This is a genomic window from Algibacter sp. L4_22 (genome assembly GCF_023473045.1).
In the GTDB taxonomy this organism is placed as follows: Bacteria; Bacteroidota; Bacteroidia; order Flavobacteriales; family Flavobacteriaceae; genus Algibacter.
The window spans coordinates 69,411-84,340 of the sequence record NZ_JAMCOK010000006.1; the positions used below are offsets into that span (position 1 = coordinate 69,411).

At 33.2% G+C, this 14,930-nt stretch carries 7 protein-coding genes; 1 reads left to right on the forward strand and 6 read right to left on the reverse strand.

The features are described from left to right. Window positions 1-31: 31 nt before the first annotated feature. The 6 genes from M4I23_RS15490 to M4I23_RS15515 form a co-directional block, all read right to left on the reverse strand. Window positions 32-2,590, reverse strand: a complete 2,559-nt coding sequence (locus tag M4I23_RS15490) for a glycoside hydrolase family 3 protein (protein ID WP_249755011.1) — start codon at window positions 2,588-2,590, stop codon at window positions 32-34. Window positions 2,591-2,669: 79 nt separating this feature from the next. Next, the gene (locus M4I23_RS15495) at window positions 2,670-3,977 is read right to left on the reverse strand and encodes an alpha-L-fucosidase (protein ID WP_249755012.1); all 1,308 of its coding nucleotides are present in this window, start codon (window positions 3,975-3,977) and stop codon (window positions 2,670-2,672) included. A gap of 4 nt (window positions 3,978-3,981) precedes the next feature. Beyond that, window positions 3,982-6,306 (reverse strand): GH92 family glycosyl hydrolase, encoded by a 2,325-nt coding sequence (locus tag M4I23_RS15500; RefSeq protein ID WP_249755013.1) that lies wholly within the window; start codon window positions 6,304-6,306, stop codon window positions 3,982-3,984. Between the two features lie 14 nt (window positions 6,307-6,320). Beyond that, window positions 6,321-8,354 carry a glycosyl hydrolase 115 family protein gene (locus M4I23_RS15505; protein WP_249755014.1) on the reverse strand — a complete coding sequence of 678 codons (2,034 nt, stop codon included), beginning with the start codon at window positions 8,352-8,354 and terminating at the stop codon, window positions 6,321-6,323. 172 nt (window positions 8,355-8,526) lie between these two features. Beyond that, window positions 8,527-10,203: a RagB/SusD family nutrient uptake outer membrane protein gene (locus M4I23_RS15510; protein WP_249755015.1), complete on the reverse strand. Its 1,677-nt coding sequence runs from the start codon at window positions 10,201-10,203 to the stop codon at window positions 8,527-8,529. Window positions 10,204-10,220: 17 nt separating this feature from the next. Continuing rightward, entirely contained in the window at window positions 10,221-13,292 is a 3,072-nt protein-coding gene (locus M4I23_RS15515) for a TonB-dependent receptor (protein WP_249755016.1), read from the reverse strand. Between the two features lie 247 nt (window positions 13,293-13,539). Between M4I23_RS15515 and M4I23_RS15520 the strand changes: the two genes are divergently transcribed. Next, a complete protein-coding gene (locus tag M4I23_RS15520; protein ID WP_249755017.1) occupies window positions 13,540-14,916 on the forward strand; it encodes a DUF1080 domain-containing protein in 1,377 nt (458 codons plus the stop codon). Window positions 14,917-14,930: the final 14 nt, after the last annotated feature.

Below are 14,930 nucleotides of genomic sequence, written 5' to 3' on the forward strand. Positions count from 1 at the left end.
CAGAAATTTATAATTTTTGAATGTCGATTCGCTAATTTATTGAAATTATTTTCTTTAATCGAATGTCTTTAGATGAAGTGCCAAGCATAAACTCATAATCTCCACTTTCAAAACTCCATTGTTTTTTTTCTTCATCCCAAAACTGTAAATCTTTTCTAGATATTTCGAATTCGACTTTCTCAGATTTTCCAATATTTATTGAAGTTCTATTAAAACCAATCAATTTCTTAATCGGTCTTTTAGGCACCGTTTTAGGTAATTTATAATATAATTGAACAACTTCATCTCCATCATAATCTCCCGTGTTTTTAATAGTAGCAGAAATCATGATTTTATCGTTATTCTTTTTAAGTTTAAAACCGCTATAATCAAATTTGGTATAACTTAAACCGTAACCAAAAGGATATAATTCTTCACCTTGAAAGTACATATATGTTCTTCCATTAGAAACTTCATAATCATCCATTGGAGGTAAATCTGTAATTGATTTATAAAATGTAAACGGCAATCTTCCAGCAGGATTATAATCGCCAAATAATACATCTGCAATAGCTGTACCACCAGATTCACCAGGATACCAAGCATCAACAATAGCTGGGATGTTTTCGTCCATCCAATTAATAGCCAAAGAACTTCCAGCTACTAAAACCACTATCATGTTCTTGTTTTCGGCGTAAATCTCTTTTATATAATTAATTTGATCTTCTGGTAAATTTAGTGAGGTTCTATCTTTTCCTTCCTTTTCAATAGTTTTATTGATACCCATTACTGCAATTACATAATCACTAGTTTTTGCAGCTTCAATATCTTCATCATATAAGGTTCCATTTTCATTTCCTGGCACTTCCCAAAGTAATTGGCATACGGCATCACCTCCATTATCAAAATACTCTAATTTAATAGCATATTTCTCCCCGGCTTCCATGTTAATTTCTACTTGATCGGTAGTTGCTCCACGATTATGCCAAGCATCCACAACTAATTCATTATTTAGCCATAAACGTATCCCATCATCCGAGTTTACTCCAATTTTATAAGTTCCAGAAAAATTAGGCTTAATATACCCCGTCCATCGCATCGATTTATGTCTGTAATTTGTGTACGGATCCGGCGGATTATTTACAGGATCGAAATTCACCACCTTATCTACTCGAGTTTGAGGTGTGCCTTCTAAAAATTTATCGTCAAAATATTCACCATACAAACCAGGTTCATCATTAAAGTCATTTCGTAAATTCTCGGCTTCCAAAATATTTAAATTTCTTGCAGCCGTTTTCCATTTCACGTATTTTACTTCAACCTTATCACCTACTTTATTTTTAATACCTTCGAGTGGTGATATTGGTTTTATAACAGATAACCCGCTATAATCGCCAAAAACAACCTGATTAGCATTAAAACCAACAACCGTAATTTTCTTTATTTTATCTGAATTTAAAGGTAAAATATGGTTTTGATTCTTTAGAAGAACAATTGATTGTCTTGAAGTTTCTAAAGCTAAATTTTGATGTTTTTTAGACCCAATAACTTCAGGTGAAATTTTAGTGTATGGATTATTATCTGTTGAATCGAAAATACCAAGTTTAAATCTTGCTTTTAAAACTCTTTTAACCGATTTATCTATGGATGATTGAGAAACCATCCCTCTTTTAAATGCAGATAATAAATGTTTTGCATAAATATCATTACCACATTCTAAGTCTAAACCAGCCTCAATAGCAACTTTAGCAGCGAGTTCCTTAGTATCAACATAGTGATGAGATTTCACTAAATATGTTGGTGCTCCACAATCACTAACTACATAGCCCGAAAACCCCCATTCGTTTCTTAAAACCGTATTTAAAAGCCAATTATTCGCTGTGCTAGGCACGCCGTTTATGGCATTATAGGCACTCATAATAGATTGTGCGTTTCCTTCTTTAACAGCTGCTTTATATGCAGGAAAGTAATATTCGCGTAATGATTTTTCTGAAACTACAGCATTATAAGCAAATCTATTATCTTCTTGATTATTAGCAACAAAATGTTTTGGGGTTGAAACGACTTTAAGATAGTTTTCATCATTACCTTGAAGTCCTTTTACAAACGAAACACCCATTTTACTGGTTAAAAAAGGATCTTCCCCGTATGTTTCTGGCGTTCTGCCCCATCTAGGGTCTCTCGCCATATTAATGGTTGGCGACCAAAAAGTTAGTAAATCACTGTAAACATTTTTTTGATCTTTACCTTGATTATAGAAATTCCACTTTCCTCTAGCTTCGTCTGAAATTGCTGTTGACACCTTATAAATTAAATCTGGATTCCAAGTTGCAGATAAAGCGATTGCCTGCGGAAAAACAGTAAAACGCCCTCCTTTTACAACACCATGTAAGGCTTCATTACCATGATAATATTTCTCAACATCTAACCGCGGAATGGCTTCTGCTGTAGATACTAGTAATGATACTTTTTCTTCAACAGTTAATCGCTCTATCAAATCATTTACCCGTTCTTCAATAGATAAAGTTTGATTTTGATAAGGGTTTAACGTTTGTGCTATTCCTAAAACAGGAACTAAACATAGAATAATTACAAGCCTGTATAGTCTCATTGTATTACAAATATTTTTTTTGAGTTTTTCAATTTTAAAAAACGTTATTAGGCAAATACAAACAGTACAAATCGAATAATTATTTTCCGATGAATTCAACGTTTGTAATTTTAACCACAATAGGGTTTGGCCAAATTTTATCGTTATAAAGTCTTTGTGCTTTACTCACCGAAATTTCCAACAATTTATCATGCTGAATATATCTTGTTGTTGGCGTGTTTTCTGGCCAATATTCTACAACCAAATCATTTTGTCCTAATACAGAAATTTCAGAACTCTTAGTTGCCTTTATATTTTTAAGCATAAAATTTCTTCTAAAACCTTTAAACCAATTTTTCTGGTTTGTTATAAAAACATAGGCCGTATTTTCATCTTTAGCTTTGGTAAACCATAAATCGCCATCTTTTATAATATTAGGTACTGTTCTTACATCCTTAACCGCTTCATTATTTACAAACATCCAAAGTGCCATTTCGCGTAAACGTTCCTCTTGTTCTATAGCAATTTCCCCATTAGGTTTTGGTCCCACATTCATTAAAAAATTACCGCCTTTGGCTCTTATTTCAATTAACTTTTTTATTAAATCTCCGCCATCTTTATATTCCTCGTTCGTTGGTTTGTAAGCCCATTGTGTTCCCATCGTCATACAGGTTTCCCAAGGTCCTGGCATGGCGCCATCTGGAATTTTTTGTTCTGGTGTTTTCATTTCTCCTCGAGTAACCACAACATTTGGTGCTATTTCATGTACATATTGCGCCATCGGTTTTGTATGAAATGCATCAAAAAACATAACGTCTATAGGTCCATAATTATCAATAAGTTCCTTAACCTGAGATTTATCATAATCAAACAATTCTTTATTAGCTGTAATTTGAGTCATTGGTCCTTTTCTCGAAATTAAATGCCCTTGCTTATGTAGTATACTAAAATCTTCTGGTGAAAAATAAAGTCCCACTTTTAAACCATATTTACGTAAAGATTTAACCAACATACCGGTTATATCTTTTCCGTAAGGTGTGTTCATAATATTAAAATCTGTTGTTTTTGTATCCCACATACAAAATCCATTATGGTGTTTTGTTGTAAACACCACATATTCTGCACCTGTTAATTTAAATAACCTTGCCCACTCATCGGGATCAAATTTATCTGGAAAAAATGTTTTTGGAAGGTCGTTCATATAACGATTCACATAATCATCAGAAGCACCAACCATAGAGTGACTAATAACACTACCCAGCTGTGAATCCATACTCCAATGTATAAATATACCAAACCCCATATCCATAAACTCTTCATTGAGTTCTGGCTTATTTTTAAGCTGTGCAAAAGTTGAAAAACAAATAGTTAACAACAATACTGTGGTTAGTTTTAATTTAGAACTCATTATTTTAGTTTGACTTATTTGACATTTCTAGTTTTAATTCGCCGCCTTTAATAATATCATTATGAGATAGTTTATAGCTTTCAACCTTTTTATTATTCAACTTTACTCTATTAATATAAACATTGGACTCACTATTATTAACTGTTTTAATAGTGAAACTTTCGTTTGAATAATAATCTGGATTCAATTTAATGATAACCTCATCAAAAATAGGACTTCCAATTTGATAATTAGGATTTTCTTCTGTTCCTCCATTCATTTGAAATAATCCAATTTTCATAAGTACCGAAAGGCTTCCCATTAATCCCTGATCTTCATCTCCATTAAAACCTGTAGCTGGAGACAGCCCGCTAAAAGCTTTATTTACAACGGCTCTAGACCAATATTGAGAAAGATCATTTCTTCCTAATTCATTAAAAACAAATGCTGTTTGCATAGAAGGTTGATTACCGTAATTTATAGGAATTCGGCTATATTCCGGATGTAATTCTTGCGAATGTGAATTACCTGCGGTAAACCCAAGTTCTTGTGCTGTTTTAAACTGTGCGTTTAATTTTTCGACCGCTTTATCTGTTCCGCCCATTAAATTTGCTAAACCTTGTAAATCGTGAGGTACAAACCATGTGGATTGTGCGCCGTTAGATTCAATAAAACCATTTTCTGGTTGGTATGGATCAAAATCTTGTTTCCAAACACCTGCTAAGTTTTTCGGGCGCATCCAACTACTTTCTTTATCAAAAACATTTTTGTAATTATTAGATCGTTTTAAGAAGTAATCATAATCGGCTTCGTGATTTAATTTTTTAGCTAATTGAGCTAACGTCCAATCTTGATATGCATATTCCATAGTCATGCTGGCACCATCTTGATGTCCGCCAAACTTCCCTTCTGGAATTGGATATGGCACATACCCGTTTTCTATATAATGTTTTAAACCACCACCTAGATTGGTATCATGCTCGTAACCTGCTTTACCCATAATACCATTAAGCATGTGGTTCCTTTTTAAAGCCTGATAAATGCCTTCTAAATCTTCTGTAATTACACCTTTTTGAATAGCACTTACAATAAACGGTGTAGATGATGCTCCCGTCATAACATAAGTGTAATTTCCACCAGATGGTCCACGAGGAACCATGCCTCCATCTTTATAATATTGCATTAAAGAATGTGTAAAATCGGCCATGATTTCTGGATAAACCAAACCCCAAAGCGTATTGATAGTCCATTGCGCACCCCAAAAAGAATCGGAATTAAAGTGATTGAATTTAGGTTTCCCATTTTTATCTAATGGCAACTGCCCAATTCTAAATGCAGCTCCCGTATTATCAGGATATGCACCGTTTACATCGTTTATAATTCTACGACCTTGCAGTGCGTGCCATAAATCTGTATAAAAACGCCTTTGTGCTTGTTCTGTATTTCCTTTTACATCTATTCTTCCTAATAAATTATTCCATTCATCTTTCGATTCTTCTATAACCTCATTGAAATCCCAATTTGGTAATTCTGTATCTATATTAATATTTGCATTTTCCACGGAAGTGTATGAAACCCCAACTTTCATCAACACTTTTTTATTTGTTTCCTTTAGGCTAACCAAGTAATTACCCGTTTCATCATCTTTTTCTAAAATATCAATTTCCGAATTTAACTTCACTTTAAAATAAACGGTTAAAGGTTTTGGACGCCTGTGAGTTGCATCCATTACTAGTTTTCCCGAAAGTTCCTTAGCATCATTCTGTTCTAAAAATCCTTCCGAATTATTACATGGTCCTAAAAAAGTATTTAAATTAAAAAGAATAGCCGCATTTTCATTCTCCGGAAATGTATATTGATGAAAACCAACACGTTTTGTACTTGTAAGTTGTGTTTTTATGTTATAACGCTCTAATTCTAAACTATGAAAACCAGGTACTATTTGTTCTTTTTCATGACTGAATTTTGAATAAAAATCTTTAAAAATATTGCTTTTATTTTCTTCGGAAATGGTAACTGGCATAACAGAAACACCAGACATTTGCCATGCATGAATATGGCTAAACCCTTTAATAGTATCGGTTTTAAAACGATAGCCACTACCCCAAGCACCTCCAATTTGAGTATCTGGACTTAAATTAACCATCCCAAATGGGCGATTTGCAGACGAAAAGAAAAACCATCTAGAATTTTCGGTATCTAATAATGGATAGACTTTTGCTGTATAATCAACCGTAGATTCATGGACTTCACTTAGCACCTGCTTTTCGTTTTCTTTACACGAAAAAAGTGTTATACATACAAAACTAAATATGCAAATTCTGTTTTTAAAGAGGGGATATAACTTCATTTTTCTAGGTTTTTTTAAGGCGTAATTTTATTTAGGTTATCTTCAATAGCAGTTAACATATCATAAGTAGGGAAACCGTTATTTTGTCTTCTGTTTTTTATGGCGTACCAATCTTTCCATTTACCATCTAAATCGCCTGATGCTCTACGTTTATAGATAACTTCTAGCTGTTCTTTAGCTGAAGGAAGCAATGCTTTAGCTTCATTTAAAAATGTGTTATTTTTAGATTCTTCGAACTGATTTTTAAGTTTTGTCATGCTATGAAGCGTCGTTTCAAAAGCAATTAAATCACTATATAATTGCGTAGGTAACAAAATGTAAGCGTGATAAAAATGAGTGGCTTCTATTTGATAGCCTTGCTCCGCTTCCGTTAAAGCTTTTTTTACATTTTCAGCAACATGTTCCGTAGTTTTATAATCTCCTATAACACGTTTATAATCAAAAGGAATTGGAGTTTTTCCTGGTCTTCTAATTGGTGCGTTTGATAAATATGAAACGGCCTCACGAATTTCCCATAAATGTTCTACATAACCTTTACGTCCTTCTTGCGCTTCATGTAAATATTTCATGGAAGCGATAGCATGCTTTGATACTTCATCTGAAAAATATCGAGATGTCCAATCCTTGTAAAATTCATCGCCGTTAAAAGTTTCTGGATTATTACAAACGGCACTGTACGCTTCTAGATTTAATAAAAATGGTCTAAAATTTTGTCCGTTTACCAAACAAAATTTATCAGCATTATAGGTTTCAAACATCTCCTTCATTATGGTTTCTACTTTGTTTGGGTATGGATTATGAACCGTATGGTTTAACCAATATCCTGCATGCATGTAGGTTCCAAACTCATAATTATCGGTAGTATTTGGTAGATGTTCGAAATCGCCAAAACCATGATCGGACCAAAGGACCGTCCAATCTTCCGGAGGTCTAAAACCTTCGTTCCACATTTCCATCCCATCGGAATAGCATACCAAAACTTTTGAAGCATTAGGCTTATATTCGTCTATTAATTTTCCGAATTCTACATATACTTCATTAAACACATCTATTTTATTCTCGCCGCATGAGCTTTCGTATTTCCAGTCCCAAACTTGATGACGTGGACGCAGAATAAAAATATCGGTTTTAGCCAATGGTGTTTCTTCTAAATAGTATCTCCAAGCGCTTAACCAATCTTCTTTATAAGTTTTCCAACAATCGGCTTTATCGGCCGACATTGGGTGTATTTGGTATCCTAACTCAAAATCTATAGCCACTTTCATGCCTTTTAATTGGGCATAATCGATCATTTTATCTATAAAATTAATATCTACTTGATAGTCTGGTTTTAGTTTTTTGTATTCTGGACGAATAAAGAATTCTGGCCGCCCCAACATATCGAATAATTGAATGGCGTTGTAGCGCATACGTACTAAAGCATCTATTAATTCAGTATAAGTTTCCCAATCGTATTCTAGTAATTCACCTCGGTAATTTGCTAGCTCGTCCACATCGTTTTCAAAATAGGCCAAAACGGGTACTTTTGGTGGTGCTATGGTTTTTGCTGTGAAGTTTAAAACAGCTTCATTAGATATTTTATTGGGTGTTTTACCTGTCCAATATTCTAAAGGATCAATTCCTAAAACGTCTTTTGAATAATCGTAAATCGCATACTGCAATCCTTGAACGTCTGAACCTCCAATTACAATAGTGTTTTTATGATTTTTGTGATTTACTTTTGCCCAAATTCCACCACGACTTCCTGGTATTTCAGTAGACAAATTAATATTTTTTTGAATGGCTAATTCTTCGATTAACGCATTTGAAGTTGGTGTTCCTAAAATGAAAACTGTACCATGTTCTGGAAAAGCTTCTTTTTCTGAAACGATTTTAACTTCGGAAGTAATTACTTTTTGTAAATCTGTTTTTAAATCATTTATAGTGTTTAATTCAACTTTTGATAAATTATCGCCAACCACTAAATAAAAAGATTCATCTTCTGTTTTTGTACATGACAAGCATAAAACAACTATTAATAGAATACTTATTATGTAATTTTTTTTCATGTTTAAAATGGGATTCAAAATTGATTTTATATATAATTTTGAGTAAACACTGTTAACGATTTCTGTTTACTAAAACAAAATGACTCTTGATTAATAAAAATATAGGCAGACATATTCTCGTCTGCCTATATAAACTAACTTCAAACAACTAAATTTTTTAATTTACTATTAATTAATAATTTGGATTTTGAGTCATTGTATTAGGAGAAAGTGTTAATTCTCTATTTGGAATTGGACGCAATAAATGTTTATTAGCATCAAACGCTCCATGGTTTACTACATGTGGATTATAAAGTTCTATCCTTTCTTGTAATTTACCAGTTCTTTTTAAAACAGCCCATCTATTATCCTCTCCTGCAAGCTCTAATGCACGTTCATTTAAGATATCATCTATAGTGATTGAAGTATACTCATTTGCAACACCTGTCGCTCTTTCTCTAACTCTATTAAGATGAGTTAGTGCCGACGTTGTATTACTAGCTCCTAAATAAGCTTCGGCTGCTATTAAATGTGTTTCTGCTATTCTAAAAATAAAAGTATCACGCGCACCTTCTCCTGCTTCACTAAAATCTTCATCATCAAATTTTTTGAAAATCGGAAAATTTGTTTCTTGCGTATTTCTAGAATATGGATAATTAACTTCGGTAGAAAGATCCGAAGGTCTTCCAAATAAATACTGATCTGGTTGATATACCCAATAAAGATCTAAATGTTTTATTAACTCTGTAGCATCTAAAGCAACCTTTGGAAAGTATACGATAGTATCTCCCACAGATACATTTTCCAAAACAATAGTATCATCAACTAAATCTTTCCATGTACCTTCTTCATCTGCTATAATCGCTCTATGTATTGTAACATCTTCTCTTGAATCATTATCTGTAAATAAAGAATAAAAGAATGGCGTAGGCATATTGCTTCCACTTTTTGATCCATAAGGATTAGCTCTTGACACACCTATTGGTAACTCGAAAACTTGATTCATAAAAATCGCATGCTTATTATTATTCTTTTGTGTAGAAGTACTACCTCCATCCCATTGTGCAGCAAACAAGATTTCATCATTTATTTGATTATCATAATCAAAAACCTGTTCAAATGTCTGACTTCTAATATCATACCCTCCAATGGCTGATTCAGCCAATGTTGCAGCCGTTGTAAAATCAGTACTTAAACCATAAGATTTGTATGCTCTTGTTAAATACACTTCAGCCAATACATGTTGCGCAGCTCTTTTTGAAAACCGCCCTGTCTCTGGAGCAACTTCTAAATCTAAAATAGCAGATTCTAATTCTGAAATAATAAAAGTATAAGTATCTTCTTCTGAAGACCTTGTGTAATCTGAACGGATACTTTGAGGCTCTTCTAAATCCAATACAACACCGCCATATTGTTGAGCTAAATTGAAAAAAGCTAATGCTCTTAAACCTTTTGCTTGTGCGATACCATAAGCTTTTTCACCTAATTTTCCTTCACTCCAGTTTATTTCATTTTCATAACGATTAATGGCTGTATTAGCCTTTGCTATTACGTCGTAATTATTAGACCAAACACTATTTGTTTCTGGAACCGTAACTCCCACGTAATCATTTCCAGCACTAATAGAGGTAACATCGTTTTGAGTTGTAAAGATATCAGTACCTTCAAATTTATAACCGTAGTTTTTATAAACCGTCCGTACTTGAGTATAAATACCAACTACCAATTGATCGGCATTACTTTCGTCAATAAAATTCTCAACAGTTATATCGGAGAATATATCTTCTTCAATATAGCTATCACAAGCTACAAGCACAGAATTGATCGCTACAAACAATGCTATATATTTTATATTTTTTAATATTTTCATTTTAATATGATTTAAAATTAGTAAGATAATTTAAGTCCAAATAATACAGTTTTAGTCAAATACCCTCCATTATAGTTATTTTGAAGACCTGTTTCAGGATCCGAACCATAATAATCAGTAAATGTAAATGGGTTTTGAACATCTAATGTTACACGTAAACTAGACATTTTTAACTTATCTAATATTGCGTCTGAAAATTGGTATCCCATACCGATATTACCTATACGAACAAAATCAAAATCGGTATAATACCAGCTAGTATCTGCTCCATATTCTAGAGCTGGATTTTTAGCATCTGGATTATTAGGTGTCCAGTAATCTGCATCTACCTTATTTAATTTAGCATCATCACCTTGCCATGGCACAGAAAGCGAATTAAATTCAGAGTGACCAAAACTACCTTGTCTTGTATAAGCCATAATAGAAAAATCAAAATTCTTGTAAGTGAATGTATTTGTCATACCTCCTGTCCAATCTGGAGATACTTGACCTATTACTCTTCTATCATCATTATCAATATCACCGTCATTATCTTGATCTTTAAATTTATACTCTCCAGGAATTCGATCATATACTGCTGCTTCAGCTATCTCATCTAATTGCCAAATACCAATTTTTTCTAAAGCATAAGTAGCATCAACAGCTTCACCAACTTGTAAAACACCGTGATTTCCGTAAGGAATTAAATCTAATTCTCCTTCTAAGTCTAAAATTTCATTATTGTTTTTAGCAAAATTAAAACTAGTTTTCCAGCTAAAATCTTCTGTTTTGATGTTTACAGTATTCAAAGTTACTTCAACCCCACGGTTACGAACAGAACCATAATTACCAGTGGCAATAGCAAACCCTGTAATAGGAGACAATGTTCTATCCAAAATACTCCCTACTGTTGTTTTGCTATAAAGCTCTAAGCCTAATCGTATTCTATTATCTAGAATTCCTAAATCTAAACCTACGTTATATTCTTTAGATCGTTCCCAAGTTAAATCATAATTATTTAATCCATCTACTACAACTCCACTAGTATAATTCCCTCCAAACACATAGTCAGTATTACTTAAAAAAGCAAGAGAATCATAAGCAGAAACTGTAGTATCATTACCTGCTTCACCATAACTTAATCGTAATTTTAAATTATTCAACCAATCTGCATTTTGAATAAAATCTTCTTCAGATACTTTCCAAGCAAAAGCAGCAGAAGGGAAAAACGCCCATTTATTACCAACCGCTAATTTAGAAGAACCATCATACCTACCGGTAAACGTAAACAAGTATTTATCCAAAATACTATAGTTTAATCTACCTGCAAAAGATGTTAATGACTCTTTTTCATATTCGGTGTCAGCATTTCTAATATCATTATTATTTGACTCTGTATTATAAAATAAATATGCGTCCGTATCAAAGTCTCTAGTTTGTATATTACTAGTCTCTCTTTGATAATAATACACTGAAGAAATAAGGGTTGCTTTTAAATTATGTCCTTCTGCTACATCAAAGTTGAAATTAGCTATATTATCCCAAGTATAAGACGTATCAAAAGAAGTATCATAATATGCCCGAATTCTACTAGCCTCATTACGAGAAGACTTAGTTAACAAACCTCTATATTCTCCAAATCTTGCATTTCTGATATTCGGTGAAAATTGCGTTTTAAAATCAACCCACTCCGTAGGCTTATAGTTCAAAAATATATTGGCTATTACATTCATTGACTTTGTATTTACAGTCCAAGCGCCATTAGCATCATAATACGGATTAAGAAAACGTGAATCTTGATCGTCTGGCGTTAAAATTAGATTACCATCTGTATCACGAGAATTTACTGTTGGAGGAAGACGTTGTGTACTTCTATACAGTTCTCTACTTCCTTCTTCTCTTTCAGAATAAGCTAAATACGCTTTTACACCTGCAGTAAAATTATCTGTAACTTTTTTAGAAAGCGAAGCGCTTAAATTATAACGTTCAAAAGCCTCAATACCTATAACACCTTCGTCACTTAGGTAACCTAACGAAGCACTATAAACTAAACCATTACTTCCTCCAGACATCCCTAAATTATGAGTCTTTTGTATTCCTGTCTTTTGGTAATCCTTAATCCAGTTTGTATAGCGTCTATTAGCAACATTATTAGCTTCTTCATTTGATACTTGAATCTCATTTCCTATGAGAGAAGATATATCAATATTATTATAATCAGCTACAGTACCTACACCTGTCGTAAACAGTTTTCCCCACTCTTCACTTCTAATAACATCGCCTACAAAATTAACGTATTCATCTCCATTAAAATAATCAGGCTCATTAGCAACTGTGCTTACCCCTAAAGTAGTCTCATAAGTAAATACTGTTTTACCTTCAATACCGTTTTTAGTTGTTATAATAACCACACCGTTTGAACCACGAGAACCATAAATAGCCGTCGCAGATGCATCCTTTAAAATATCCATTTGTTGAATATCTGCAGGATTTAAAATATTAATATCTTCAAAGAAAACACCATCTACAACATATAAAGGTTTTGAACGATCATCCGTAGGATCATCACTAAGTCCATCTCTACCTGCTACGTTATTTGTAATCGCTGTATTTCCTCTTATTCTAATATTAAGAGGAGCTCCAGGCTTATTACTAAGCGATCGAACATCAACCCCTGCTACTTGACCTTTAACAGCTTGTCCAATATCTGTTTTCTTACGTTCTGTTAAATCACCTGCACTTAAGGATGCTACAGCACCTGTTAAATCTGTACGCTTCACAGAACCATATCCAATAACAACAACTTCATCAAGTTGAGCTGCATCTTCTTCTAACTTCACATTTAATGATTTTTGTCCATTATATGTAAGCTCTTGTGTTATAAACCCAATAAAAGAGAAAGTAAGCACATCTCCACTTTTAGCATTAAGCTGAAATTTCCCATCGAAATCTGTGGCGGCTCCATTCGATGTTCCTTTTATAATGACATTTACTCCCGGAATAGGCACATTTTGCCCATCGGTTACTACTCCTGAAACTTTTGCCTGACCCCAAGAGGTACTCGCATAACCTATTAACAAGGTCATTAATAAGAGTTTTAGTTTTTCCATATTATTATTTAGTATTAGTTATACCGCTAATGTATAGTTAAAAGTTTGTTAAAGAATGGACAATTCGCTCCAAATTATGGATACAATCGTCAGTTCCTAAAAATCTAATCCTTACAAAAAACCCAGTATTCATAGATGTTAAGCACAAAACAATTAGACCAATTAATCCATCACTTTGCAGAATACGTCCATTTAAAAATGGATAAAAAAAAGTATCTTAGTAGAATAATAACTAAGCTATTTTAAAATGAAAAAAACCACTATTTACAGTAAAGTCCTATTTATTGTTTTAGCAACTGTATTCCTTAACTGTAAAGAAACCCCGAAAGACAACACGCCATGGCAAGCACTTTTTGATGGAGAAACCCTTAACGGCTGGCACCAATTAGGCGGAAAAGCGACATATGCTGTTCGTGACCAATCTATTATTGGTACAACTGTACATAATACACCAAATTCATTTTTAACTTCGGATAAAATGTATGGTGATTTTATTTTAGAACTCGATTATAAAGTAGATTCTACAATGAATTCTGGTATTCAAATTAGAAGTAATAGTTTTCCTAATTATAGAGACGGACGCGTTCACGGATATCAAGTTGAAATCGATCCATCTAAAAGAGCCTGGAGCGCAGGTATTTACGACGAGTCTAGACGCGGTTGGTTAAACACTATGGAAAACAACCCTGAAGCACAAAAAGCTTTTAAACAAAACGATTGGAATCATTACCGTATTGAAGCTATTGGTGATACATTAAAAACATGGATAAACGATGTTCCTGCATCTTATTTAATAGATGATAAAACTGCAAGTGGGTTTATTTGCTTACAAGTACATGGTATTCATGCTGATAAAAAAGAAGGCACAGAAATTATTTGGAAAAATATTAAAATATTAACTGACAACCTTAGTGAATATGCTAAAAAATCGCCACTTGAACCTATAATTACAAAAAACCATTTAACTATAGATGAAAAGAAAAACGGATGGCAACTACTTTGGGATGGTAAAACAACCAACGGATGGCGTGGTGCAAAACTAGAAGAATTTCCTGAAAATGGATGGAAAATCGAAGACGGTGTACTTAGCGTTCTAGCTTCTGGTGGTGCCGAGTCTACTGCCGGTGGTGATATTGTTACAAAAGAACAATTTGGTGATTTTGAATTAAAAGTTGATTTCAAATTAACACCTGGTGCAAATAGTGGTATTAAGTATTATGTAGATACTAATATTAATAAAGGAGCAGGATCTTCTATTGGTTTAGAATATCAAATTTTAGACGATGCTTTACATCCTGACGCAAAATTAGGAAACCATGATGGTAGTAGAACCGTAAGTTCTTTATACGATTTAATTCAAGCCGATGTAAACAAACCTATACATCCAATTGGAGCATGGAATACAGCACATATTATCTCTAAAAACAACCATGTTGAACATTGGTTAAACGATGTAAAAGTTTTAGAATACGAAAGAAAAAGTGATGATTACTTAAAATTAGTATCGGAAAGTAAATATGCCAAATGGCCAAATTTTGGAGAATTAGATAAAGGAGAGATACTACTTCAGGATCACGGCGATTTAGTATCCTTTAAAAATGTAAAAATTCGTCCTATTAACTAAATTCCAACCAACTA

Coding starts and splice junctions, on each gene's coding strand:
- M4I23_RS15490 (WP_249755011.1), bottom strand. CDS start 2,590: ATGAGACTATACAGGCTTGTAATTATTCTATGTTTAGTTCCTGTTTTA.
- M4I23_RS15495 (WP_249755012.1), bottom strand. CDS start 3,977: ATGAGTTCTAAATTAAAACTAACCACAGTATTGTTGTTAACTATTTGT.
- M4I23_RS15500 (WP_249755013.1), bottom strand. CDS start 6,306: ATGAAGTTATATCCCCTCTTTAAAAACAGAATTTGCATATTTAGTTTT.
- M4I23_RS15505 (WP_249755014.1), bottom strand. CDS start 8,354: ATGAAAAAAAATTACATAATAAGTATTCTATTAATAGTTGTTTTATGC.
- M4I23_RS15510 (WP_249755015.1), bottom strand. CDS start 10,203: ATGAAAATATTAAAAAATATAAAATATATAGCATTGTTTGTAGCGATC.
- M4I23_RS15515 (WP_249755016.1), bottom strand. CDS start 13,292: ATGGAAAAACTAAAACTCTTATTAATGACCTTGTTAATAGGTTATGCG.
- M4I23_RS15520 (WP_249755017.1), top strand. CDS start 13,540: ATGAAAAAAACCACTATTTACAGTAAAGTCCTATTTATTGTTTTAGCA.